The organism is Faecalibacillus sp. MSK20_93, assembly GCF_020589945.1.
Taxonomy (GTDB): domain Bacteria; phylum Bacillota_I; class Bacilli_A; order Erysipelotrichales; family Coprobacillaceae; genus Faecalibacillus; species Faecalibacillus intestinalis.
Map to the genome: position 1 here is coordinate 1 of NZ_JAJDKA010000017.1, position 26,231 is coordinate 26,231.

Consider the following 26,231-nt stretch of genomic DNA (forward strand, 5'->3'; position numbering starts at 1 on the left):
ACTGAAAATCCTCGTGTCGGTGGTTCGATTCCGCCCGGAACCACCATTTTTTTATCTTTAAAGGAGAAAAGTTATGTTTAAATATAAAGATTTAAGAATGGTCGTTATTTCAATTATTTTGGTTATTTTATGTGCGTTTAGTGGAATTTATTTTCGTTATGATCGAATGAAATTAGTGGTTGTTTTATTACTAGCGTTAGGGGTACTTCCTACTTTATTAATACGTTTTAACGCTTCTGTTTTTGAAGATGGTTTATTAGTATATTTCTTTAAGGGAATCGGTTTTATGCCTCAAATGATTGAATTTAAGGATTTAACAGCATATTCACTTAATTCAAAACATCGAATTGAATTACAATTTAATAATCATACAAAAAATATTTATTTAGTAAACGCTACATCATTTTATGAAGAATTAGATAAAAAATTTAATCAATATAAAAATGGACAAGAGATTTAATCTCCTGTCCATTTTTTTGTTTATTAATAGATTCCTTGAGAAATCATAGCTTCTACTACTTTTTCAAAACCAGCAATATTAGCACCTTTGATTAAGTCAAATCCTAATCCATATTTTTCGGCAGCAGCAACAGAGTTGTTGAAAATTGATTTCATGATATTATGCAATTTTTCATCAACTTCTTCACTTGTCCAGTTATATCTCATAGAGTTTTGAGACATTTCTAATGCTGAAACAGCAACACCACCAGCGTTAGCAGCTTTTGCAGGTCCTAAAGTACCACCATTTGCTGTAAAGTAAGCAATTGCTTCAGGTGTACTTGGCATGTTAGCACCTTCGATGATGTATTTACATCCATTAGCGATCAATTGTTTAGCTTCTTCTTCACCAATTTCATTTTGAGTAGCGCAAGGGAAAGCCATATCTACTTTTAATCCCCATGGTTTTTCACCAGGATGGAATTCACATCCGAATTTTTCAGCATAGTCTTTTAATTTAACATCATTTGATGAACGAATTTTTAATAAGAAATCAATTTTTTCATCAGTATTGATTCCATCAGGATCATAAACGTATCCATCTCTACCAGAAATAGAAACAACTTTTGCTCCATATTCTTTAGCTTTGATACATACACCCCAAGCAACGTTACCATATCCAGAAACAGCAATTGTTTTTCCTTCATAAGTATCGTTGAAATGAGCTAATACTTCTTTACCATAGTATACAGCACCAAACCCAGTAGCTTCTGGTCTAATTAATGAACCACCGTAAGTCATACCTTTACCAGTTAAAACACCGTTTTCATAAGCATCTTTAATACGTTTGTATTGTCCAAATAAATATCCGATTTCTCTACCACCAACGCCGATATCTCCAGCAGGTACGTCAACGCTAGGTCCAATGTGACGATATAATTCAGTCATGAATGATTGACAGAATCTCATAACTTCAGCATCTGATTTACCTTGTGGGTCGAAATCAGAGCCACCTTTACCACCACCGATAGGAAGTGTTGTTAATGAGTTTTTGAAAATTTGTTCGAATCCTAAGAATTTAATAATTCCAAGGTTAACAGAAGGGTGGAATCTTAGACCACCTTTATAAGGTCCAATTGCACTAGAGAATTGAATACGATATCCTCTGTTTACTTGAACTTTACCTTGATCATCCATCCAAGGTACTTTAAACATTAAAGTTCTTTCTGGTTCAGTTAATCTTTCTAAAATAGCCATATCTTCATACTCAGGATGAGCTTTGATTACTGGTTCTAAGCTTTCTAATACTTCTTCAACAGCTTGGATAAATTCAGGTTGATCAGTATTTTTAGCTTTTAAGTTTGTTAATACTCTTTCAATATATTCCATTGTTATATCCTCCTAGGGCTATCATACATCTTTAATAATAATAAATGAATAAATTAAGAAAAAATTATCATATAAATAAGTTATCGTGATAATAAAAATACTACACAGCGTGTTTTATCACGATAAAAATTGTATACAATCAATTATCAAAAAATAAAAAATTACAACTTATGATTTGTATACAATAAAGTATTTAAAGTATAAAATATTTCATAAAAATACATAATTATCTTTTCTTTGTATACAATCTATGCTAGAATAAAGCACAACAAGAGGTGATTACTATGAAAATACTAAATAACACACAATTACATCACCATCATTGGAAAAAGTAGGGTTATATCATTTATGATACAGCCCATTTTGTCTATCACAATTAAGCTGTATCTAATGATGTTGAAACGAGTCATTAGATGACTCGTTTTTTTTAATAAAGGGGGATTTTTATGGAAGAGTTTAAATATTTGATACCTGAAGAAAGCATAGATGCAATTATTACAAATGTAGAAAAATTAAGGGAAATTGAAAATCATTTACGACATGTTTTTTCAAATCATGGGTACAATGAAGTATTGATGCCATCATTTGAATATGTTGATTTATATACAAAATTGGATTGTGGTTTTACGGTTGATAAGATGTTTCAATATATCAATCACGAAGGTAAAAACGTTGCCATGCGTTTAGATTTTACAATACCACTAGCTAGATTATATGCCAATAGTGCCAATACAGGTGAAGCACGCTATAGTTATTTTGGAAAAGTTTATCGTAAAGAAACAATGCATAAGGGAAGAAGTAGTGAGTTTTTTCAAGGTGGTGTAGAATTAATGAATAAGCCAGGACTTCAAGGAGATAAGGAAGTTATGACAATGATTCAAGAATCTTTACCAGGAATTTCATTAAAAAATATTCTTTTAGAATTGGGCTCTGCTAAATTCTATAATCGTTTATTAGAATTGGTGGGAAATCAAAGAAATGAATTAGAAGATATTTTAAGATTAAGAGATATTAGTGAAATGAAACGTTTTGTTTCTAAAAATGATTTTGAAGAAAGCTTGAATCAATTGCTGTTATCTTTACCAACATGTTTTGGAAATATTGATTTACTTCATCAAATGATGGATAAATGTCAAGATTCTGTTTTGTTAGGGGCATTACAAGAATTAAAAGATCTTTATGAATCATTAGATAGTAAAGAAGGAATTATTTTTGATTTAGGAATGGTTCCAACCATGAAATATTATACAGGCTTTATGATTAAAGGGTATAGTGATCAAAGTGCAAATCCAATTTTATCAGGAGGACGTTATGATGATTTGCTTCCTAGATTTAATGTTGATAAAACAGCTGTTGGGTTCTGCTTTCATATGAATCATATTTTAAAAGCCATTGAAAAAGAGGGAGAGTAACATGATTAAAATAGCTATTACTAAAGGAAGAATCGAAAAACAAGTATGTAAACTGCTTGCAGAAGCAGGTTTTGATATGGATCCTATTTTTAATAAAGATCGAGAATTATTAATTGAAACAAAAGATGGAATTTCAATGATTTTTGGTAAACCCAATGATGTTGTTACATTTTTGGAACATGGGATTGTTGATATTGGTTTTGTAGGAAAGGATACGTTGGATGATGTAGATTTTGAAGATTACTATGAACTTCTTGATCTGGAAATAGGAAAATGTTATTTCGCAGTAGCTGCTTATCCAGAATATCGAAATAAGGTATTTAATCGTCGTAAAAAGATTGCCAGCAAATATACAAATGTTGCGAAGAAATATTTTGCTTCTAAACAAGAAGATGTGGAAATTATTAAATTAGAAGGTTCTGTTGAACTAGGACCAGTGACAGGAATTTCTGATGCAATCGTTGATATTGTTGAAACAGGTTCAACTCTTAAAGCAAATGGTCTAGAAGTAATTGAAAAAGTAAGTGATATTTCAACAAGAATGATTGTTAATAAGGTAGCTTTTAAATTTAAGAAGGATGAAATTATGAATATTGTAAATCAATTAGAAAAAGTAATAGGGGGAAATTAAGATGCTTAAAGTAATTGAATATGATGGGAATTTAAAAGAAATTGCACAAAAATTAAATAATCGAAAAGAAGAAATTTCGATAGAAGTTAATAATGCTGTAAATGATATTATTAATGATATTAGAAAAAATGGAAATCAAGCCTTGATCAACTATTGTCGAAAATTTGATGGTTATCAAATTAAAGATGAAAATGATTTCGTTGTTTCAAATCAAGAAAAAGAAGAAGCTTTAAAACAAGTGGATCAAGATTACATAAGAATCCTCGAAAGAACAAAACAACAAATTACAGAATTCCATAAAAATCAAATTGATAAATCATGGTCATTATATAAAGATAACGGAGTGATCATGGGACAAATGGTAAGACCAATTGAAAGAGTTGCTTTATATGTTCCAGGTGGAACAGCTGCCTATCCTTCAACAGTTTTAATGAATGCCATTCCTGCAAAACTTGCTGGAGTTAAAGATTTAGTCATTATTACACCGGTTAAAGCAGATGGCAAAGTTAATCCTGTTATTGTTGCAGCTGCAAAAGTATCAGGTGTTGATACTATTTATAAATTTGGTGGAGCACAAGGAGTTGCTGCTATCGCTAATGGAACAGAAACAATTGAAAAAGTAGATAAAATCGTAGGACCAGGAAATATCTTTGTTGCGACAGCTAAAAAATTAAGCTATGGGGTTGTCGATATTGATATGGTGGCAGGTCCAAGCGAAGTTTTAGTTATTGCTGATGAAAATGCGAATCCTAAATATATTGCTGCTGATTTAATGTCACAAGCAGAACATGATAAACTTGCTAGTGCAATGCTTGTAACAACAAGTAAAGAACTTGTTGAAAAAGTCAATGTTGAACTCAAAAGACAAATGGCTTATTTATCACGTAAAGAAATTATTGAAGAATCTCTTCAAAATTATGGAGGAGCAATTCTTGTAAAAGACTTAAAAGAAGCTTTTGAAGTATCTAATTATTTAGCGCCAGAACATTTAGAAGTTTTAGTTGAAAACCCAGTCAATACACTTCCTTATATTAAAAATGCAGGTTCTATTTTCCTTGGAGAATACTCACCAGAACCTCTAGGTGATTATATGTCAGGAACAAACCATGTTTTACCAACAGGAGGAACAGCTAAATTCTATTCAGCGTTAGGTGTTTATGATTTCGTTAAATATTCATCTTATAGTTATTATCCAAAAGATGTTTTAGAAACATTTAAAGATGATGTTCAAACTTTCGCAAAAAGTGAAGGTTTAGATGCTCATGCAAATAGTATTGCTGTACGTTTTGAGGAGGAATAATCATGAGAGAAGCCAAACTAGAAAGAAATACAAATGAAACACAAATTAGTTTAGAAATTAATTTAGATGGTACAGGGAAAGCAGAGATTCAAACAGGGATTGGTTTTTTTGATCATATGTTGACCTTGCTTGCTTTCCATAGTGAAATGGATATCAAAATGATTTGTCATGGTGATTTAGAAGTAGATAGTCATCATAGCGTTGAAGATATGGGAATTGCTTTAGGTAAAACTATTTTAGAAGCTTTAGGTGATAAAAAGGGTATTACACGTTATGGGCATTTTACAATTCCTATGGATGAAGCACTAGTAACATGCAATTTAGACATTTCAGGAAGAAGTTTCCTTGTTTTTAATGTAGATATTCCTAAAGCTAATTTAGGAAATTATGAAAGTGAAATGACAGAAGAATTTTTTAGAGCGGTTGCTTACAATATGAATGCAACATTGCATTTAAATGAGGCTTATGGAAATAATGTTCATCATGTAATCGAAGCATGTTTTAAAGCTTTTGGAAGAGCTTTAAAAGAGGCGGTACGCATTGATGAAAAAAATAAAGATAAGATCGTTTCTTCAAAAGGAGTTTTATAAATGATTGTTATTATTGATTACAATGTAGGAAATTTAAAAAGTGTTGTCGGTGCTTTTAAAAGAATTGGACTTGAAGCTGTTGTTTCTAGAGATGAAAAAGTTATTAAAGAAGCTAAGGGAATTGTTTTACCTGGAGTAGGAACTTTTCCTACTGCGATGAAAAGTTTAGAAAAGTATCATTTAGTTGATATTTTAACAGAGCGAAAAGAGGCAGGAATTCCTATTCTTGGGATTTGTTTAGGAATGCAAATTTTATTTGAAAAAGGGTGTGAAGTAAAAGAAACAAAAGGACTAGGATTTATTCCAGGTTCAGTACGTTATATGGATATTGACGAAAAGATTCCTCATATGGGATGGAATCAATTACATATAACAAATCATCAACCAATTTTGAAATATGTACATGAAAATGATGATGTTTATTTTGTACATTCATATATGGCACATTGTAAAGATGAAAATCTTGTAGCGTATACAGATTATGGAACTACTAAAGTTACAGCTTTAGTGCAAAATAAAAATGTCATTGGGTGCCAATTCCATCCTGAAAAATCAGGAATGGTTGGACATAAAATATTACTTGCGTTTAAGGAGATGGTCGAATGTTAGTTATTCCAGCAATAGATTTAAAAGATGGACAAGCAGTACGTTTATTTAAAGGAGATTATAATCAAAAAACGGTTTATAGTGATCATCCAGAAGAACTTGCTCAAACTTTTGAAAAAGCAGGAGCTATTTATTTACATGTTGTAGATTTAGATGGCGCTAAAGATGGTTTTGCTAAAAATTTAGAAACGATTAAAAAAATTAGAAATAGCACAAAAATGAAAATAGAACTTGGTGGAGGAATCCGTGATTTAAAAACAGTTCAACTCTATTTAGATGAAGTAGGAATTGATCGTGTTATTTTAGGAACGGCAGCTTTAAAAGACCCCAAATTTTTAAAAGAAGTATTAAGACAATATGGTAGTGAGAAAATAGTTGTCGGTGTAGATGTTAAAAATGGTTTTGTTTCTACAGCAGGATGGTTAGAAACAAGTCAAATGCCTTATATTGAATTTATTCAATATTTGGAAGCTATTGGTGTTGGTTATATTGTAGCAACAGATATTTCTAAAGATGGAACTTTGACAGGACCTAATTTTGAAATGTATGATGAAATCGCTAAAAACAGTCAAATTCAATTTGTTGTTTCTGGAGGAATTAAAGATTTTGATAATATTCAAAAAGTTGCTCAAAAAGATTATTATGCATGTATCGTTGGAAAAGCTTATTATGAAAAGAAAATTGATTTAAAGGAGACAATCAAATGCTTACAAAACGTATAATTCCTTGTTTGGATATCAAAGATGGGAAAGTGGTTAAAGGAGTCAATTTTGTTGGATTAAAAGATGTTGGAGACCCTATTGAACTTGCTAAAAAATATGACGTACAATGTGCAGATGAAGTTGTCTTTTTGGATATTACAGCTTCTTATGAAGATAGAGGCATTATGAAAGATATTATTGAACGTGGGGCTTCAGAACTAACAATTCCTCTAGCAGTAGGAGGTGGAATTAGAACATTAGATGATTTTAGAATGATTCTTGCCTCAGGTGCTGATAAAGTTTCTATTAATTCTGCAGCAATTGCTAATCCTCAACTAATTAAAGAAGCAGCTGATGAATTTGGGGTTCAATGTGTAGTAATTGCTATTGATGCCAAAAAAAGAGAAGACCAAAGTGGATGGGATGTCTACGTTAAAGGTGGAAGAGAAAATACAGGTTTAGATTTAATTGAATGGGTAAAAAAATGCGAAAGTTTAGGTGCTGGAGAAGTATTGCTTACTTCGATGGATGCTGACGGAACTAAAGCGGGTTATGATATTGAAATGCTTAATGTTGTTTGTAAGGCTGTTGATATTCCAGTTATTGCTTCAGGTGGTTGTGGAAGTATTCAAGATATTGTTGATGTTTTTGAAAAAACAAATGTTGATGCAGCATTAGTGGCTTCACTTTTCCACTTTAATGAAGCAACTGTTGAAGATGTAAGAAATGAATGTAAAAAACATGGTATAAATGTAAGGAGAACAAGATAATGAGACCAGATTTTAATAAAATGGAATTAATTCCAGCAATTGTCCAAGATTATCAAACAAAAGAAGTATTAATGTTAGCTTATGTCAATGAAGAAGCTTATGATAAAATGTTAGAACTTAAACAAACTGTTTTTTATTCAAGAAGCAGACAAAAGTTATGGCATAAAGGAGAAGAATCAGGACATTTTCAAGATATTAAAGGAATGTATTTAGATTGTGATTTAGATACTTTATTGATTTATGTCAAACAAACAGGAGCGGCTTGTCATACTGGGGCTTATTCATGCTTCTTTAATGAAGTACAAGCTTATGATGCAAGAGATATTTTTAGAGAATTGGAAAAAACAATTGCTGATCGTAAGATTCATCCAGTTGAAAAATCTTATACAAATTACTTATTGAATGAAGGGGTTGATAAGATTTGTAAAAAAGTAGGTGAAGAGGCAAGCGAAACAATTATTGCAGCAAAAAATGATAATAAAGAAGAATTGGTTGGAGAAATATCTGATTTATTATTCCACACTTTTGTTTTAATGAATGATCGAGGTGTCAGTTTAGAAGATATTCAAAATAAACTTAAAGAAAGACATCAAGTAACTGGAAACAAAAAAGAATTTCATACAAGAGGAGATTATTAAATCTTCTCTTTTTATGTTTCATATTATGAAAAAATGTAAACGAATACATGAAAATGAATATAATAATAATCAATGATAAAGGAGGAATTCAAATGGGATTTAAAGAAGGATTTTTCTGGGGAGGAGCAACAGCTGCAAACCAATATGAAGGTGGATGGAATGAAGGTGGACGTGGTCCAGCCTTAACAGACTTTACAACAGGTGGAAGTGTTAAAGAGTCAAGAAAAGTAACTTGGATCGATAAAGATGGAAATGCACATGCAACACCACAAGTTCATTTTGATGATGCTTTACCAGAAGGTGGAGATCATTATGCTTGTTTAGATGGATACTTATATCCAAATCATGAAGGTACTGATTTCTATCATCATTATAAAGAAGATATTAAATTATTTGCGGATATGGGATTCAAGATGTTTAGAATGTCTATTTCTTGGTCAAGAATTTATCCTCGTGGAGATGAAGAAACACCTAATCAAGAAGGTATTGAATTTTATAGAGATGTTTTCAAAGAATTAAGAAAATATAATATTGAACCATTAGTTACGATTCATCATTTTGATACACCAATTTATTTAGTAGAAAAATATGGAGATTGGCAAGATCGTCAATACATTGAATTCTTTGTAAAATACTGTAAAACAGTCTTTACTGAATACAAAGGACTTGTTAAATACTGGCTAACATTTAATGAAATCAATAATACTTTAAATGTTATCAATATGTTTGGTGATGGGACAACTGATGAAGATTACAAAAAACGTTTAACACATTTACATTATCAATTTGTGGCAAGTGCAAAAGCCGTTAAATTAGGACATGAAATTGATCCTGAAAACAAAATTGGATGTATGCTTGCAGGAGCAATCACATATCCACATACATGTGATCCAAAAGACATGTTATTAAATCAACAAACAATGGAAGAAAACTTCTGGTATTGTGGAGATGTTCAATGCTTTGGTGCTTATCCTCCATTTGCAAAGAGAATTTGGAAAGAACATAACATTACAGATCTAGATATCACTGAAGAAGATTTAAAAGTCTTAAAAGAAGGTGTTGTTGATATGTTTACATATAGTTACTATATGACAAACAATGTGACAACTCATGAAACAGAAGATACAGTACAAGGTAACTTTGCGGCAGGTATTCGTAACCCATATTTAACTTATTCAGATTGGGGATGGGCTTTAGATCCATTAGGACTTCAATATTCATTAGAAAAAATCTATGACCGTTATAGAATTCCACTAATGGTCGTAGAAAATGGACTAGGTGCTTATGATACAGTAGAAGAAGATGGATCAATCCATGATGATTATCGTATTGATTACTATAGACCACATATTGAAGCAATGTCAGCTGCTTGTGATAATGGGGTTGATTTAATTGCTTATACAACATGGGGATGTATTGATTTAGTTTCTGCTGGAACTGGAGAAATGAGAAAACGTTATGGTTTCATTTATGTAGATAAACATGATGATGGAACTGGAGATTTATCAAGAAGACCAAAAGATTCATTCTATTGGTATAAAAAAGTAATAGAATCAAACGGAACTGATTTAGATTAATTTAACAGATAATTTATGAATAAGAGAAAATAGCAATATTTTCTCTTATTTGTTATAATAAGGAAAAATGGAGGATAAAATATGAGAGTTATAGATTATCATATACATACACATTTTTCAGGGGATAGTGAGGCAAATCCTAGAGAACATGTTTTAAAAGCAATAGAAATGAATTTAGATGAAATCTGTTTTACAGATCATCGTGATTTTGATTATCCAATAGATTCTTTTGAATTAGATGTTGAAAACTATTATCAAGAGATTCAAAGTTTAAAAGAGGAATTCAAAGATCAAATAAAAATTAAATGGGGTATTGAAATGGGATTGGATTTAGATCATCAAGAAGAAATTGAAAATTTAATTCAACAATATCCTTTTGATTTTGTTATTGGATCTATTCATGTGATTCATCATACAGAATTTTATTATGGTGAATTTTTTAAAGGAAAAACAAAGGAACAAGCACATCGTGAATTTTTTGAAGAAACATTAAAATGTGTAAAAGCTTTCGATTGTTTTAATGTTTTAGGCCATTTAGATTATATTGTAAGATATGGACCTTATGAGGATAAAACTGTTGATCATCAAAAATATCAAGATATTATAGATGAAATCTTTAAAACACTTATTCAAAAAGGAAAAGGTATTGAAGTCAATACATCGGGATATCGAGATTTAAAAACATGTGGATTTCCTAATTTCGAACAGGTACAACGTTACTATGATTTAGGAGGACGTATTATTACCATTGGTACTGATAGTCATACAAGTGAACGTGTTGGTGAAAATTGTTTAAATGTAGCAAAAAAATATCAGGAAATTGGTTTTGACGATGTCAGTACATTTACGCAAAGAAAAAGAGATTAACACAATGTTCTTTTTTTCTAGATATGGTATAATATAGAAACAAAAGGAGTGAAGAAGTATGGAATTATATACTAAAGAAAGTTTAAAAGAAGTTATTGAAAAATCAAAGGATGAATTTTATATGCCAAAGGTATTATTTGATCATTATAAAAGTTTAAGATTAGAAACAAAACTTGCTTATGTTTCAATTCTAGAAACAATGAAAAATAAAGCAGGTTATACAACTGAAAATACAGCTTATATTAAAGTGGATAATCCCCAAATTCAAGTAAATCTTGCAATACTTGCTAATAAAGAAGTTGATCAAGAAAAAGTAAATAAATATTTAAAAGAATTAGAAGAAGTTGAATTAATAAAGGTAGATAAACAAAATATTTTTGTTTATGATGTTTTATCATGATTCGTTTTTTAACACAAAGATTTATTGAAAATTATGATGATTATAAAAATCAAAAAGTAAGACAAGCTTATGGAACGTTATGTTCCATTTTGTCCATTATATGCAATATTGTTTTAGTTATTTTTAAAATAACAATTGGTTTAATTGTTCATTCAGTTGCTATTCAAGCAGATGGTTTAAATAACTTATCGGATGTAGGAAGTAATTTAGCCTCTTTATTTGGCTTTAAACTTGCTAATAAACATCCTGATAAAGATCATCCATATGGTCATGGACGTTATGAATATATTGCAGGAATGGTGATTGCTTTTTTAATTTTAGTAGTAGGTATTCAATCTTTAAAAGAATCAGTTGTTAAGATTTTTAATCCTGAAAAAGTTATGTTTTCATTTGTTGCAGTAGTGATTTTAATATTTTCTATTTTAGTGAAGCTATGGATGTATTATTTTAATAATCAAATTGGTAAAAAAATTGATTCATCATCTTTAAAAGCTGCAGGACAAGATAGTTTAAATGATGTTGTGACAACATTTGCAACACTTGTTTCTTTAATACTTACATTGATAACTGATTTACCAGTTGATGGAATTATTGGGACAATTGTTTCTTTAATTGTTATTTTTGCAGGAATTAATGTATTTAAAGATACAATCAATCCTTTATTAGGATTGGCACCTGATAAAGCCTTGATAGATGACATTGAAAATTTTATTATGTCATATGATAAACCTTTAGGTATTCATGATTTAATGATGCATGATTATGGACCAGGAAGAATGTTTATGACACTTCATGTGGAAGTAGATTGTCAAGAAGATGTTATGAAAATTCATGAAGAAATCGATGATATTGAAAGAGCAATTCAAGAAAAATATCATATTCATACGACCATTCATTATGATCCAGTGGATGTGCATAATCCAAGGTTATTAGCTTTAAAACAACAAGTTTTAGAAATTGTAAAAGGAATAGATGAACATTATTCGATTCATGATTTTAGAATGGTTCCAGGAAAGAATCATACAAATTTAATATTTGATGTTTTAATACCGGCTAATGATCAAATTAGTCATCAAATTTTAAAGAATAAAATAAGTGCAGAAGTCAAACAAATCAGTGACGAATATCATTGTGTCATTGAAATTGATCATGCTTTTGTTTAAAGAGGAGAAATCCTCTTTTTATTTATTGTGATACTTGTATATACATGATAAAATAATATTTATGAGGAGGATGTTTATGAAAAAAGTAATGTTAGGTGTTTCTTTATATCCAGAACAAGAAACATTAGAAGAAATTGATGCCTATTTAAAAAAAGCATCGACTTATGGTTTTAAAAAAGTATTTACAAGCATGTTTTCAGTACCAGGGACAAAAGAAGAAATTATTGCTTATTTTAAAGATTTTATAAAAATCGTTCATAAATATGGCATGATTGTTTCTGGTGACTGTAATAGTGAATTATTTCATAGATTAGAAGCAACAGAAACAGACCTTTCGGTTTTTAAAGATATTGGGGTAGATATTTTAAGAATGGATTTTAGTTTTAACGATGAAAGGGATGCCACTCTTATTAATAATAAAGAAGGCATTAAAATTGAAATGTCTACAAGTTTTATTGATATCATTGAAACAGCTATTAAAAATGGAGCTAAACCAGAAAATATTTCTACATGTCATAATTTCTATCCAGAAAGATATACGGCTCCAAGTTTAGAAACTATTAATGATATTAATAATTATTGGAAAGCTAAAAATATTCCGGTAGCTATCTTTATTTCAAGTTTAGTTAAAGGAAGTCATGGACCATGGCCAGTGAGTGATGGTCTTCCAACCATTGAAGAACATCGAGATATGCCGATAGAAATTCAATTAAAACACTGTTTAGCTTTAGACAATGTAGATGAAATAATCATTGGAAATGCCTATGCTAGTGATGAAGAATTTAAAGCAATCGATCAAGTAATGAAACAAGTGTATGTAGATATTCCTAAAAATGAATCTTTAGGTTTTTTAGCAGATTTTGTGCCCCATGGTTTAACTAAAAGAATACCTTTTAAGATTCATTTAGATAAGGGTATTACTGCTTTGGAAAAAGAAATTTTATTTAATTATCCAAGTCATAGTGATTTAGGTGATTGTATGAATTATATGTTACGTTCACGTTGGACAAGAATGATTTATAAAGGAAAAGAAATTCCATGTCGTCCTTGTGATAAAGCGTACTATACAAGGGGTGATGTTGTAATTGTCAATGACAATCTTGTACATTATCGAGGAGAAATTCAAATCGTTTTAAAAGAAATGAAGGTAGATGGTCAAAGAAATTTATTAGGACATATTGATGAAAATGAAATCTTTATTTTAGAACATATTAAAGCAAAAGATGTTTTTACCTTTGTTGAATAAAGTAGATAGGAATCTACTTTTTCTTTTGTTTTTGAAAAAAAAAAGAGTAAAAATCGAATTATCCGCATAAACACAGGGATTTTAAGCAATATGAAACAAAAAATAAAAGAATTTTACCACTAATTTACTACGAATGAAAGAACCTTGATACGACAGAGAAAACAGCATAAATAAAGGCAAAATTGGCATTTCATACAGAATATGAGATGTCTTTTTTGTTGCTGTAATACAGTATAACTATTCTTTTTCTGCTTGATTATTAATCATTTTTTAGGACATGAATTGTCAAGAGCTTGTTGCGTAGCAATGTTTACACTCTTGATAATTTATGGAATAAAAAATATTCTGACAGATACTAGAAAAGTGATGACTACTCAATTTTCTAATGATATAATATGATAAATAATAATAGATAAACTTGAAGTGATTAAGGAAGTGTATGCCATGAAAAAATTTTTGAAAATAATGTTAATCATAATTGGAGCGATTTCTTTGATTTTTGTAGCTCTGATAGGGATTGGGTTATTTGTTGATGTTGAATATGATGACCATATTGAAAATGGTCGTTATACTTATGTTCCGGAAGAAGAAAATAAAGATAATGAATACGTGGAATTTACGATAAATGATTATGATAAAAATAATGCCAAGCTTGTATATTATGACACGATTGAAGAAGCTATTCAACTTTCCACTTTGAATGCTGAAAATGAGGAACTTTCGGTTCCTGCTGATTTTCTTAATCATGTTGATGAAACCTTGCATATATGGCAAGGCAAAAAATATGATACGATTTTCTATCGGGCTGGAAATGATAACGATGATATTCAAGGCTTAGTAATGGCTCGTTGTAAAAAGCAGATACAGAATGGGCATACACAATACGCATTTATAAATGCTACACCGGTTACAACGAAACGAGATAGAATTTTGTTAGATGATATTACAGAGCTTATTCACTCTTCTTTGAAATTAAGTGATTTCCAACAAGACTTAAACCCCGATTATCCAAGCAAGCGTTTTGTTTACGGCTATGCACATGATAAAGAAATCTATTCATTGGAAGTAGAAGGACAAAAACCGGACGGTGTAATTGAAATCAATGTATATGACAGAGTCATGTATCTATGGTATTACAATGACTTACAAAGTAACAAAAGAGGTGACTGTTTAAGCTATTCGGTAGATGTACCTAAATAAAATGACATTTTTACATAATACTATATTATTAGTTAGGCAGACGGAGTGATCCAGACACGGTGGCAGGAAAATCTTTCAGATTTTTCTGCCATGTCTTGCAAGTGGCTGGTTTACTTCGTCTGTGAGCGAGCCTGTGGCGAGCGAAGATTAAGCCCCCGTTATCTAACAAGGGGGGCACAAAAAACAAAAGACACTATACACTAACAGGCGGAAAACGCTGTATTTACAAGGCAAAACCGCATTTTATAAGATGTGATATAAAAAGTATCTATTTCACAAAAGAAAAACAATAAATTTAAACATTATAATATTTTAATTTTTGTGGTAATGATATGCAAACTTTTTAGGAGGGAAGATATGGATTGTAAAATGACTGATATTATTGCTATTATTTCAAGTATCATTGCTATTGGTTATTCAATTTATTCCATAATTACTAAAAGTTATATTCGTCAATACAACCTTGAAAAATTTGAACATTTTTCTTTAAATCAGAAGAAAGTTTGTATTGTTTTCAATTTTATTATGACACTTATAATTGGGATAAGTGGGGTGTATATATTGCTATTATACTTATTCTAATGGGATTGAAAGCATTTATGTAGCAAATAGCAAAATTTTATAAGTGAAACGAGGTACTCTATGGAAAAAAAGGAACTTATCAAACTATATTTACAAAATGTGGATAAAATGTTTGGATATGCCAACATGAACGCATATATTGATGAGCGATTAAAGAAGTATACGAAATACTGTCAAAGTAAAAAGCCAGAAGAACAGATTATTATATGGCTGAAATTATTGCATGAAAATTTCGGAAAAAAGATTGTTTATTTAGGAAGTTACTTAGCATTACAAGAAAAGGATATGAGCTATTTAAATAATGCGTTCAATTCGGCAGTAACATGGGGACAACTCACAATAACAAACAGCGGTTGCGACCATTCCATTCACGCTTGGAATATTTTACCACATATATTCTGTGCAAACCGCTTTCGTGACATTGAAAAAATATTTCCAAAAGAAAACGGACTTAGTAAGAATGGGTTAAAGTCTGCATGCAGTATCACAAATTTAGTGATGTATCTGTATTATCAAGAACCTATGTGGAAACAATATGTGATTGATGAAAGTAAAGAATTTCTTCAAAATAAACATACAGCAGAAGAAAAAGCTGTGATAAACGGTTTCCTTGCACTAATAGAAAAAAATTGGGAAAAATTCTCATTGGAATTGGCTAATCTCTGTAAAGCACATAGAAAATCAAAAGATTATGGAGAAAATCCATTTACAAGAAAAATTTCCTTTTTTGCATTTGGATTGTATAACTTTGCAAGATACTTGTATAGAGAAGAAGTTAAAAATATTACACTTCCTCAAAATGAATTTTTATTTGAGGATTTTAGAATTTATCAAGAAAGCACTAGTTGTCAAATAGGACAACCGTTTTGCATTTTTGAAGAACCGTTATTATTGTTGAATGATTTTGAAAAAATTGATTTACCGATTATGTATTTAACAGCAGGTAAAAAAAGAGTTTTGGATATTGAAAATTATAGGCAAGAAGTGGTAAAGAAAATACAAGCACTTCATAGCAATCAGAGCAGTTAGTCTTAGGATTGACTGCTTTTTCTATACGGATTTTTAATGATAGGCAATTATCAGTAAATGGTAGTTGCCTTTTTTGATTGGAGGAATTAAAGAATGAATGATAAAAACTTTATTGAAGAATTAAGACAAAAGCGTGAGGAATACGGAGTAACACAAACAAGGCTTGCTGTTGCTTGTGGTATCAGCCGTGAATATTACAACCGCATTGAAAAAGGGAAACAGCCATTGAATGACGAATTAAAAGGAGTCATAGAAAAACAGATTGAGCGTTTCAATCCACAAGAACCACTATTCCTGTTGATTGATTACTTCCGTGTTCGCTTTCCTACTACGGACGCATTGGCGATTATCCGTGATGTATTACAACTAAAACCCGATTATATGCTTTATGAAGATTATGGAAAATACGGATATGAAAGCAAATATGTTTTAGGCGACATCAATGTCATGTGTTCCATGCAAGAGCATTTAGGTGTTTTATTGGAACTGAAAGGCAGAGGCTGTCGTCAAATGGAAAGTTATCTATTGGCACAGGAACGCTCATGGTATGACTTCATGCTTGATTGTTTAACGGCAGGTGGTAAGATGAAACGGCTTGACTTGGCAATCAATGATAAAGCAGGAATATTGGATATTCCAAAGTTAAAGGAAAAATACAAGGCTGGCGAATGTATCTCCTACTTTCGTATGCAGAAAGATTACAGCGGTACGGAAAAATGTGGTAGCGATTTACCAAAGAATACAGGAGAAACCTTATATCTCGGTTCAACAAGCAGTGAATTATATATGTGTGCTTATCAGAAAAATTATGAGCAGTATGTCAAGAATAGCATAGAAGTTGAAGATACGGAGATTAAGAACCGCTTTGAAATACGCATGAAGAATGAACGAGCCTATTATGCGGTTGTAGATTTACTGACTTATCGGGACGCTGAACGCACTGCTTTTTCTATCATCAATCATTATGTCCGCTTTGTTGACAGAGAGGACGACAAGCCAAAAAATCAATGGAAAACAAATGATGATTGGGCATGGTTTGTAGGGGAAAACAGAGAACCGATACGCTTAACTACAAAGCCAGAACCTTATACTTTACAAAAAGCGTTGCATTGGTTGCAAAGACAGGTTGCACCAACCATAAAAATGGTACAGGCATTAGACAGAGAAAATCATACAACGATACTAAAAGATATGATTGAACAGGCAGAACTTAAAGACAAGCATAAACACTTATTACAATTAGAAAAATCAACCATAGAAGAACGAATAGATACCGCTATTCCACAAGAGAATGACGATGTTTTAGAAAAGCAATAATTTATTTTATGGAGAAAGTTAAAGACAAGTTTAAAGCTAAATGCTACAATGTAAATATAGGTTATATAGATATAAAATATTTAAGTATTAAATGAGGTATAAATAATATGAAACAAATAATATTTATTTTTTGTATGATATTGATGTTAAGTTTCTGTGGGTGTACGAATGTTGGCTCAAATAGAAATGAGTATATGTCTAATTGGTTTAAATCGGAACAAGAAATATCAGATAATATGATGAAACAAATTATAGATTTATACAATGAAGGCAATGTAAAAGAATTTGAAAAATTGTTTTCACAAAACAGTAAAAAAGACATAGAGGATATAAATAAACAAATTTCTTCTTTCTTCGAATTTATTGATGGAGATATACAAGAATATTCTGGTGATTGTGCATCATCTAGTGAAAATAATAATGGAAATAAACGAATTGAATTAGACGGAATGTATCATATATCAACTTCTAAAAATGAATATTATTTGAATTTTTATATGGTCTATAAAGCTGATGATGTTCCCTCAGATATAGGACTATCCAAAATTGAAATTGCGACTGAACAAACTGTAAACAGGGAAAACTTTATGTGGGATACATCAGAAAACGGAATATTTGTCGTGCGGGAATAAACATAGAATGATATGTTTGAAAGATAAACCAAAACAAAGTTGTGACACATACTTCCTCCTACTTTTTGTTTTTTAGCCATTTAGTTTAATCTGTTTTAATGAGTTATAAATAGAGATACCGTTATTTAAAAGAAAGAATAACGGTATTTTTTAATGCAATGGAAATTTTCAGATTTAGTCAACAAAGAGCTTTTTTCATTCCCTATGTTTATTAAAAGAAGAAAAACAAATTTTTTACAGAAATCTGCAACAAAACAGCTACTTGCGTACAGATATGGTGCGAGAAAAGGAAATCTAACTATTTTTGAAATGGGGTCATAAAATTTTTACTCGGTGTACAGACACGAAGATTAAAAAGAAATTGAAATTATTTTGAAAAATCTGCAACAAAACAAGGTTTCTATTCCTTATATGGAGTGAAGTTGAGGAAATCTAAACTTTTTTTGAAAATAGGTCATTAAATTTTGGCTTGCTGTCCCTATATGAAGTGAAAGACGAAAAAAGTTTTGAAAAAAATGTCGGAAAATCGAGTTAAGCGGACAGTATTATGCAGAAAGAGGAAATCACACTTTATTTCTTGATTTGTATTCAAACAGGCATTAGCTGTTGAGTGTTGATGCGGAAAGAGAAAATTATTTTATCCTCAACTTAACAATTTAAGGTTTCCGTTCCCTATATGGCGTAGAAAGAAAAAAGTTTAAGAAATGTGATACAAATAACGCTATTCTGTCCTGATATGGAGTGAAGAAAATATTTCATTCTATTGTTGGCAGTAACAGTATGGTTTGGGTAGTTAGGGTGTGAAAAGAAAAATAATCTTTTTTCATCACCAGCTTAACAAATGGACGTTTGCTATACAGATAGTAGTGAAAAAAGAAAAAATGTTTGAATTTTGGTTACATTTCCTCTCTTTTCCAACGCGGTATATAGGAGAGATGATTTTCTTCTTTCGTGTTCTTTGACAACTGAATAAAGCAGTCTGATACATTAGACAGACAGCGAGCCGTTGGAGCTGATACGCCATGACCTTTTCCCTTTAAAGCGAGCGGAAACTGTCAGCGTCCATGTAAAAGATTTATCCTCTTTTATCGCCATGACCTGTCCTGTCTGATAATGATACTCCCGTACAGCCACAGCTTGAGCGTTCAGAGCGTCGCACGCAATGGGTACGGCTACATAAGAACTATGCAGAGGTGGAACTCCTGTGGGCTATGATAAAAGCCGTCAGACTGTTTAAAAATCAAAAAAGAAAGGAGGTGCAGTTTTATGTATGATTTAAATACACCATTATGGGAACGCTACCTTATGACGATTGAGGAAGCGTCCAGTTATTTCCGTATCGGAGAGAACAAACTCCGCCGTATTGCAAGTGAATATAAAGACGAGTGTGTTGTGATGAACGGAAACCGTATGCTGATTAAGAAAAAGAAATTTGAACATATGATTGATAAATTGGAAGAAATCTAATGCAAAAGAGCTTTGTGCATGATATGATACTTATATGTCGTAACAAGGCTCTTTCAGTTTTGAAAGGAGTTTTGAAAGATGTCAGAAAAAAGACGGGATAACAAAGGTCGCATTTTAAGGACTGGAGAGAGCCAAAGGGCAGACGGCAGATATATGTATAAATATGTTAATCGTGCAGGCGAAACAAAGGTTGTGTATTCATGGAAACTGGTGGCTACGGACAGAGTACCGAAAGGAAAGCGTGATGATTTATCTCTTAGGGAAAAGGAACGGGAGATACAGCGTGATTTAGAGGACGGAATAGACACCAAAGGAAAGAAAATGACATTGTGTGAACTATATGCCAAAAAGACGGCACAGAGAATCAATGTCAAGAAGAATACACTAGCAGGGCGAAAATATCTCATGGACGCATTGAAACAGGACAAGCTGGGTTCACGAAGCATAGACAGCATTAAACCGTCAGACGCAAAAGAATGGGCGGTCAGAATGAAAGAAAAGGGCTACGGCTTCAAAACCATTAGTAACTATAAGCGTTCCTTAAAGGCTTCTTTCTATATGGCAATCGAGGACGATTATGTAAGGAAGAACCCTTTTGATTTTCAGTTAAGCGAGGTTATTGATGATGACAGCGAAAGCAGACAGGCATTGAGTGAGGAACAGGAAGAAAAACTGCTGTCCTTTCTCCAGTATGATACGGTGTATCAGAAATATTATGATGATGTGCTGATACTGTTAAAAACAGGCTTACGAATATCTGAATTGTGTGGACTTACTGTACAGGACTTAGATTTTGAAAATCATACACTCAATATCAACCACCAGTTATTACGCAATCAAGAGGGATATTATATAGAAACGCCAAAAACAAAGTGTGGCATACGAAAAGTTCCTATGAGCGAAGAAGCAGGAAAAGCATTTCAAAGAGTGTTGAAACGCAAAAAAACTGGAAAAGGGATTGTAATTGACGGTTACCGCAATTTCCTGTTTCTTAATCAGAAAGGTATGCCTATGACAGCTTGTTACTATACTTCTACATTGAGAAATATAGTAAAGAAATACAATAAGTACCATGATGAACCCTTACCGAAGATAACCCCGCATATATTAAGACATACGTTTTGTACACGATTAGCACAGAAAAACATGAACCCAAAGAACCTGCAATACATTATGGGACATTCCAGCATAATGATAACGCTGAACCTGTACGCCCATGCTTCACAGACAGGAGCAAACATGGAAATGCGAAGTCTGATAGCCTAGTAATTTACTACGAAATTTACTACGATAAAAAGACAAGATATGCAGATTTATGAGTGGTTATAAGAAGTATCTGCCAAAAAGAAAACACCGATAAAGCCTGTAAAATAGGGATATATCGGTGTTATAAGAACTTATGAAAAGATAATTAGAAATTTATTTTATGTTTATAGCTAAAAAGAAGAAAATATGACATAATGGTTGAGGTGATATTATGGAAAATACAAAAAAAGAAAAGAAAGAATATACAAAAGATTCATTAGATGATGGAATCATTACAACAGGTTTTTTAGAAGTATTGCCTGATGGATTTGGTTTTATTAGAAATGCAAACTATTTATCAGATCCTCATGATGTCTATGTCTCTCAATCACAAATTTATAAATTTAAATTAAAAACAGGTGATTTTATTACAGGTGTTGTTAGGGAACCAAAAGCATCTGAAAAGTTTAGATCTCTTTTACATATTCAAAAAATCAATCATTATGATTTAGAAACAGCAATGAAAAGAAAATCCTTTGAAAGCTTAACACCAATTTTTCCAAATGAAAAAATTAGTGTTGGCAAAAGTGGAAAAATAGCAATGAGAATGATAGATTTACTTGCTCCTATTGGTAAAGGTCAAAGAGGAATTATTGTTTCTCCTCCAAAAGCAGGAAAAACAACGCTTTTAAAAGATATAGCTTTAGCTGTTAAAGAAAATAATAAAGATATACATATTTTAATTTTATTAATTGATGAAAGACCAGAAGAAGTAACGGATATTAAAGAAGCTGTTGAAGGAGATAATGTGGAAGTTCTTTATTCAACGTTTGATGAAACACCAGATCGACATAAAAAAGTATCAGAAATGGTCATTGAAAGAGCAAAACGTCTTGTTGAACATGGTCAAGATGTAATGATTTTATTAGATAGTATAACACGTTTAACACGTTCTTATAATTTGATTTGTTCGCCATCAGGAAGAACACTTTCAGGGGGATTAGATCCAAACTGTCTTTATATGCCAAAGAGATTTTTTGGTGCGGCCAGAAATATGAGAGAAGGGGGAAGTTTGACGATTCTTGCAACTGCTCTTGTAGATACAGGAAGTCGTATGGATGATGTTATTTATGAAGAGTTTAAAGGAACAGGAAACATGGAACTTGTATTATCTCGTGCAATGCAAGAAAAACGCATTTTTCCAGCAATCGACATAGCTAAATCTGGAACAAGAAGAGAAGATTTATTATTAAGTGAAAAAGAACTACAAGTGAACCATATGATTCATTATTCATTAAATGGGACACGTGCGAGTCAAAATTTAGATGATGCGCTTTTATTATTTAGAAATACTAAAAATAATGATGAACTTATTGAAACAATGTTAAAAAGAAAGTAGGATAGAATTTCTATCCTTTTTAAATAGGTGATATATGATAGAAATAAGACATGAAAAACTAAATATAGAAAAACCTTATAGATGTATTGTTGTTTCTGATATTCATAGTCATTTAGATCGTTTCAAACAGCTTTTAAAAGAAGCACGATATACTACACAAGACTATTTGATCATTGATGGAGATTTTGTAGAAAAGGGAACACAAGCCATAGAAACAGTACACTATCTTCAATATTTACAACAAAAAAGCCAAAGGGTATATGTTTTACTAGGTAATTGTGAATATGCTTTAGATGCATTGATTAATGATGATGATCTTTGTCAAGAAATGTTACATTACTTACGTAAAATTGGTAAAAGTGGAATGATTGATCAAATTGTTTCTCGAAAACATTTAGATTTGAAGAAAGAAAAACCACAAATCTTACAAAAAATTGTAAGAGAGTCTTTACAAGAAGAACTTAATTATATAGCGAGTTTGCCTACTTCAATAGAAACCGATGATTTTTTATGTATTCATGCTGGGATTGAAAACAAAAATGATTGGCAAAATGCACCGCTTTCTTCATTTATCGAAAAAAGAGATTTTCAAAAAGTAGGTCATTGTTTAAAAAAATATGTCATAGTAGGTCATTTGCCAACGTCAAATTTTTATCAAAATCAAATTAAAAATGATGTTTTGATGGATTTTGATAAAAAAATAATTAGTATTGATGGCGGAACAGGGGTTAAATTTATCAGTCAATTGAATGCACTTATTATTGAAAATGATGGTAAGAATTTAACTTTTAAGAATCATTTTGTACAACCTTTACCAATCTATAGAATAAAACAAGACAAATTTGTAGAAAATAAGGAAAATCATAAGGTTTCCTGGCCAAATTTTGAAATAGAAATTTTAGAAAAAAGAGAAGAATTTTCATTTTGTAAAGTTATTCATACAAACCAAATGTTATGGATCAAAAATGAATTTATTTATTTGAAAAATAAACACTTTTATTGTTTAGATGATTATATTGATCATTTTATAACGGTTCATGAAAATGAAGATGTTAAAGTAATAGGATTATATGGAAAATTTGCCTATATTATCAAAAATAAAGAAATAGGCTGGATAGAAAGCGGATATTTAGAAAAAATATAATCTTTAGAAATCTTTAGAATAATTTAGATTTTTTTTAAGAAATATGGGTTAAAATAAAAAGGAAGGTAAAAATCATGGAACTTAGAATACTTTGGTATTTTTTAATGGTTGCGCGTGAGAAAAATATTACGCGTGCAGCTAAGCAACTACATATGACACAACCTACATTATCAAGACAATTAATGCAGTTGGAAGATGAATTAGGGAAGCCTTTATTTATTCGAGGAAAAAGAAAAATAGAACTCACAGATGAGGGTGTTTTACTTAGAAGAAGAGCAGAAGAAATTTTATCACTTGTTAATAAAACAGAACAAGAGATTACTCAAAGTGAAGAAGAAATGGTTGGTCAAATTATGATTGGAACGGGTATTTTTTCATCTTCACAAACGGTTCTTTCGCAAGTGATTGAAGAGTTTCATGATGAATACCCTCTTGTAAAATTTGATATCTATGTAGGAAATGCGGATTTGATTAAAGAAAGAGTTGATCAAGGATTAGTAGATATTGGGATTTTGTTAGAGCCAGTAGATATTTCAAAATATAATCATTTACGTATACCGCTTCAAGAAAAATGGGGAATCATTGTTTCAAAAACTAATTCTTTGGCTAATAAGCCCTATGTTAAAAAAGAGGATTTAAAAGAATTACCATTGTTTTTAACAAATAGAGAAATTGTTCAAAGTGAAATTTCTAATTGGTTAAAAGGGGATGTTTCGTTGCACAGCATGTTTTCTTATAATTTTGCTTCAGCAATTCTTCCTTTTATTCAAGATGATCAAGGAGCAGCGATCACAGTAGAAGGAGCCTATCAGGTGTTAAATCAAAAGAATATTTGTTTCATTCCTTTTTATCCAGAACTATCAACAAATACTGTTTTTATATGGAAGAAATATACACGTCTTTCACCAGTTATTGATAGGTTTATTAAAAAAGTACAAGAATATTTAGAAAAGAGTAGGAGTCTATATGAAAAATAGAAAAAAATTAGTGATTACTTTGATTGGAGTAATCGTCTTAGGAATAGGTTTATTTGTTTATCAAACATTTATAAAAAAACAACTGCATTTTAAAGAAAATCTGACAGTAGAAATTAATGGGAAGTTTAATCCCAATAGCTATATTAGTGAAGTTGAACATGGAAGTGTTAAAGATGTAGCATGTCAAAGCAAAAATTTAAATATTAAAAAGCTAGGAAAATATGAAGTGACATATACATATAAAAATAGAGAATATACAACAACGATTCAAGTTGTAGATACACAAAAACCTGTATTTAAGGGATTGGATGATTTGACAGTTTCTTTAAATACAACACCTGATTTAAAAGCTGGTGTGGAAGTAAGTGATAATAGTTTAGAAGATATCCAATATAAAATTGATGATAAAAATTTAGATACTTCTAAAGAAGGAACGTATGAAGTTACTTATGTGGCAAAAGATAGTTCTGGAAACAAAATAACTGTTAAAAGAAAAGTAAATGTAATTAAAAAAATTGGTAGTGATAAACAATCTAATGAAAAAGTTGTTTATTTAACATTTGATGATGGTCCATCAGAAAATACTAAAAAAATCATGGATATACTTGCAAAATATGATGCTAAAGCAACATTTTTTGTAACAGGAAGAAATCAAGATTATAATTATTTGATTAAAGATGCTTATAATGCAGGACATACGATTGCTCTTCATACGTATAGTCATGAATATTCAACTGTCTATGCTTCAGTTGATGCTTATTTTGATGATTTAAATAAAGTAGGGCAAATGGTAAAAAAAGAAATCGGTTTTGTACCACATTATATTCGTTTCCCAGGTGGAAGTTCAAATACAGTGTCAAGAACATATTGTCAAGGAATTATGTCAACTCTTACAAAAGAAGTTGTTGAAAAAGGATATCAATATTATGATTGGAATGGAGATTCAACAGATGCTTCAGGAAATCATGTAGCTGTAGATAAGTTGATTAGAAACGGGACATCATGTCATGATAATAATGTCATGATTTTATGCCACGATACACAAGCTAAGGATACCACTGTTCAAGCCTTACCTGCTATTATTGAACACTATAAAAATTTAGGCTATACTTTTAAAGGAATTGATGATGCGACATATGCCCCACATCAAAGTGTTAATAATTAATAAAAGTAATGTTCATTTTTGGACATTACTTTTCATTTTATTAAGTTCTACTTTTATTTTTTCAATACTTTTTTCTAATAAATCATAATCATTTTGATTTTGTTTAGAAAGGGAATTTTGATCTTGTAAATAAGAGATATAAGCACTATTTAAAGAGAGCATATCTCCTAGAGTTGTTAAAAAAGCGCCAATAATGGCCTGTTCATCATTTGAAAAACATTCATTAAATGATTGTGAAATGATAACAATCATCTGATTAAGTAAAACAGTATTCATGTAAGGTAGAGACATATAATCACCAATATATTATATGTATCAAAAGATGAGTTGACTGAACGAAATAAAT

At 30.9% G+C, this 26,231-nt stretch carries 28 protein-coding genes and 1 pseudogene; 27 read left to right on the top strand and 2 right to left on the bottom strand.

All coding sequences use genetic code 11. The features are described from left to right. The first annotated feature begins 73 nt into the window (after nt 1-73). Nucleotides 74-460, top strand: a complete 387-nt coding sequence (locus tag LJD34_RS06750) for a hypothetical protein (protein ID WP_032090201.1) — start codon at nt 74-76, stop codon at nt 458-460. Nucleotides 461-483: 23 nt separating this feature from the next. Here the strand turns inward: LJD34_RS06750 and gdhA are convergent, their stop codons facing one another. Continuing rightward, a complete protein-coding gene (gdhA, locus tag LJD34_RS06755; protein ID WP_032090200.1) occupies nt 484-1,827 on the bottom strand; it encodes an NADP-specific glutamate dehydrogenase in 1,344 nt (447 codons plus the stop codon). 446 nt (nt 1,828-2,273) lie between these two features. Between gdhA and LJD34_RS06760 the strand changes: the two genes are divergently transcribed. From LJD34_RS06760 to LJD34_RS06885, 26 genes and pseudogenes are all read left to right on the top strand, one after another. After that, nucleotides 2,274-3,239, top strand: a complete 966-nt coding sequence (locus LJD34_RS06760) for an ATP phosphoribosyltransferase regulatory subunit (protein ID WP_175301717.1) — start codon at nt 2,274-2,276, stop codon at nt 3,237-3,239. Between the two features lies 1 nt (nt 3,240). Then, on the top strand, nt 3,241-3,870 hold the full coding sequence (hisG, locus tag LJD34_RS06765) for an ATP phosphoribosyltransferase (RefSeq protein WP_032090198.1): 630 nt from the start codon (nt 3,241-3,243) through the stop codon (nt 3,868-3,870). 1 nt (nt 3,871) lies between these two features. Further along, nucleotides 3,872-5,170 (top strand): histidinol dehydrogenase, encoded by a 1,299-nt coding sequence (gene hisD / locus LJD34_RS06770; RefSeq protein ID WP_175301716.1) that lies wholly within the window; start codon nt 3,872-3,874, stop codon nt 5,168-5,170. Nucleotides 5,171-5,172: 2 nt separating this feature from the next. After that, nucleotides 5,173-5,760: an imidazoleglycerol-phosphate dehydratase HisB gene (gene hisB / locus LJD34_RS06775; RefSeq protein WP_227359503.1), complete on the top strand. Its 588-nt coding sequence runs from the start codon at nt 5,173-5,175 to the stop codon at nt 5,758-5,760. After that, complete coding sequence (hisH, locus tag LJD34_RS06780; RefSeq protein WP_032090195.1) at nt 5,761-6,369, top strand: imidazole glycerol phosphate synthase subunit HisH; 609 nt, start codon at nt 5,761-5,763, stop codon at nt 6,367-6,369. It begins immediately after the preceding gene. Continuing rightward, nucleotides 6,363-7,088, top strand: a complete 726-nt coding sequence (gene hisA, locus LJD34_RS06785; protein ID WP_227359504.1) for a 1-(5-phosphoribosyl)-5-[(5-phosphoribosylamino)methylideneamino]imidazole-4-carboxamide isomerase — start codon at nt 6,363-6,365, stop codon at nt 7,086-7,088. Before hisH ends, hisA begins: the two co-directional genes overlap by 7 nt. After that, nucleotides 7,070-7,837, top strand: coding sequence for an imidazole glycerol phosphate synthase subunit HisF (gene hisF, locus LJD34_RS06790; RefSeq protein ID WP_032090193.1), 768 nt, complete (start codon nt 7,070-7,072; stop codon nt 7,835-7,837). The genes hisA and hisF overlap by 19 nt, the downstream gene beginning before the upstream one ends. Next, nucleotides 7,837-8,475: a bifunctional phosphoribosyl-AMP cyclohydrolase/phosphoribosyl-ATP diphosphatase HisIE gene (hisIE, locus tag LJD34_RS06795; RefSeq protein ID WP_032090192.1), complete on the top strand. Its 639-nt coding sequence runs from the start codon at nt 7,837-7,839 to the stop codon at nt 8,473-8,475. Before hisF ends, hisIE begins: the two co-directional genes overlap by 1 nt. A 92-nt stretch (nt 8,476-8,567) precedes the next feature. Beyond that, a complete protein-coding gene (locus LJD34_RS06800; protein ID WP_227359505.1) occupies nt 8,568-10,052 on the top strand; it encodes a family 1 glycosylhydrolase in 1,485 nt (494 codons plus the stop codon). 81 nt (nt 10,053-10,133) lie between these two features. Further along, nucleotides 10,134-10,919: a histidinol-phosphatase HisJ family protein gene (locus LJD34_RS06805; RefSeq protein ID WP_227359506.1), complete on the top strand. Its 786-nt coding sequence runs from the start codon at nt 10,134-10,136 to the stop codon at nt 10,917-10,919. A 58-nt stretch (nt 10,920-10,977) separates the two neighbouring features. Further along, complete coding sequence (locus LJD34_RS06810) at nt 10,978-11,319, top strand: hypothetical protein (protein ID WP_032090190.1); 342 nt, start codon at nt 10,978-10,980, stop codon at nt 11,317-11,319. Beyond that, nucleotides 11,316-12,482, top strand: coding sequence for a cation diffusion facilitator family transporter (locus LJD34_RS06815; RefSeq protein WP_032090189.1), 1,167 nt, complete (start codon nt 11,316-11,318; stop codon nt 12,480-12,482). The genes LJD34_RS06810 and LJD34_RS06815 overlap by 4 nt, the downstream gene beginning before the upstream one ends. A gap of 76 nt (nt 12,483-12,558) precedes the next feature. Beyond that, the gene (locus LJD34_RS06820; protein ID WP_227359507.1) at nt 12,559-13,728 is read left to right on the top strand and encodes a MupG family TIM beta-alpha barrel fold protein; all 1,170 of its coding nucleotides are present in this window, start codon (nt 12,559-12,561) and stop codon (nt 13,726-13,728) included. A 444-nt stretch (nt 13,729-14,172) separates the two neighbouring features. Further along, the gene (locus tag LJD34_RS06825; protein ID WP_040015611.1) at nt 14,173-14,928 is read left to right on the top strand and encodes a hypothetical protein; all 756 of its coding nucleotides are present in this window, start codon (nt 14,173-14,175) and stop codon (nt 14,926-14,928) included. 357 nt (nt 14,929-15,285) lie between these two features. Continuing rightward, nucleotides 15,286-15,510: a hypothetical protein gene (locus LJD34_RS06830; protein WP_040015610.1), complete on the top strand. Its 225-nt coding sequence runs from the start codon at nt 15,286-15,288 to the stop codon at nt 15,508-15,510. A gap of 60 nt (nt 15,511-15,570) precedes the next feature. Continuing rightward, on the top strand, nt 15,571-16,539 hold the full coding sequence (locus LJD34_RS06835) for a hypothetical protein (RefSeq protein WP_055065838.1): 969 nt from the start codon (nt 15,571-15,573) through the stop codon (nt 16,537-16,539). A gap of 140 nt (nt 16,540-16,679) precedes the next feature. Then, nucleotides 16,680-16,730, top strand: a complete 51-nt coding sequence (locus LJD34_RS16765; RefSeq protein ID WP_205505360.1) for an AgrD family cyclic lactone autoinducer peptide — start codon at nt 16,680-16,682, stop codon at nt 16,728-16,730. Beyond that, nucleotides 16,708-17,037, top strand: a pseudogene (locus LJD34_RS16770) (Cro/Cl family transcriptional regulator); the annotation flags it as partial. The gene LJD34_RS16765 and the pseudogene LJD34_RS16770, both read left to right, overlap by 23 nt. Then, complete coding sequence (locus LJD34_RS16415; protein ID WP_369123548.1) at nt 17,020-17,856, top strand: replication initiation factor domain-containing protein; 837 nt, start codon at nt 17,020-17,022, stop codon at nt 17,854-17,856. The pseudogene LJD34_RS16770 and the gene LJD34_RS16415, both read left to right, overlap by 18 nt. A gap of 107 nt (nt 17,857-17,963) precedes the next feature. Beyond that, nucleotides 17,964-18,488, top strand: a complete 525-nt coding sequence (locus tag LJD34_RS06855) for a DUF5104 domain-containing protein (RefSeq protein ID WP_055065934.1) — start codon at nt 17,964-17,966, stop codon at nt 18,486-18,488. 1,266 nt (nt 18,489-19,754) lie between these two features. Beyond that, entirely contained in the window at nt 19,755-19,955 is a 201-nt protein-coding gene (locus tag LJD34_RS06860; RefSeq protein WP_055065933.1) for an excisionase, read from the top strand. Nucleotides 19,956-20,033: 78 nt separating this feature from the next. Continuing rightward, nucleotides 20,034-21,221: a site-specific integrase gene (locus LJD34_RS06865; RefSeq protein WP_117865373.1), complete on the top strand. Its 1,188-nt coding sequence runs from the start codon at nt 20,034-20,036 to the stop codon at nt 21,219-21,221. A gap of 211 nt (nt 21,222-21,432) precedes the next feature. Then, a complete protein-coding gene (rho, locus tag LJD34_RS06870; RefSeq protein WP_119363481.1) occupies nt 21,433-22,599 on the top strand; it encodes a transcription termination factor Rho in 1,167 nt (388 codons plus the stop codon). Nucleotides 22,600-22,633: 34 nt separating this feature from the next. Beyond that, complete coding sequence (locus LJD34_RS06875) at nt 22,634-23,743, top strand: metallophosphoesterase (protein ID WP_147580420.1); 1,110 nt, start codon at nt 22,634-22,636, stop codon at nt 23,741-23,743. A 74-nt stretch (nt 23,744-23,817) separates the two neighbouring features. After that, nucleotides 23,818-24,720 carry a LysR family transcriptional regulator gene (locus LJD34_RS06880; RefSeq protein WP_227359508.1) on the top strand — a complete coding sequence of 301 codons (903 nt, stop codon included), beginning with the start codon at nt 23,818-23,820 and terminating at the stop codon, nt 24,718-24,720. Beyond that, nucleotides 24,710-25,885 (top strand): polysaccharide deacetylase family protein, encoded by a 1,176-nt coding sequence (locus LJD34_RS06885; RefSeq protein WP_227359509.1) that lies wholly within the window; start codon nt 24,710-24,712, stop codon nt 25,883-25,885. The genes LJD34_RS06880 and LJD34_RS06885 overlap by 11 nt, the downstream gene beginning before the upstream one ends. A 12-nt stretch (nt 25,886-25,897) precedes the next feature. Here the strand turns inward: LJD34_RS06885 and LJD34_RS06890 are convergent, their stop codons facing one another. Next, a complete protein-coding gene (locus tag LJD34_RS06890; protein ID WP_032090184.1) occupies nt 25,898-26,176 on the bottom strand; it encodes a hypothetical protein in 279 nt (92 codons plus the stop codon). Nucleotides 26,177-26,231: the final 55 nt, after the last annotated feature.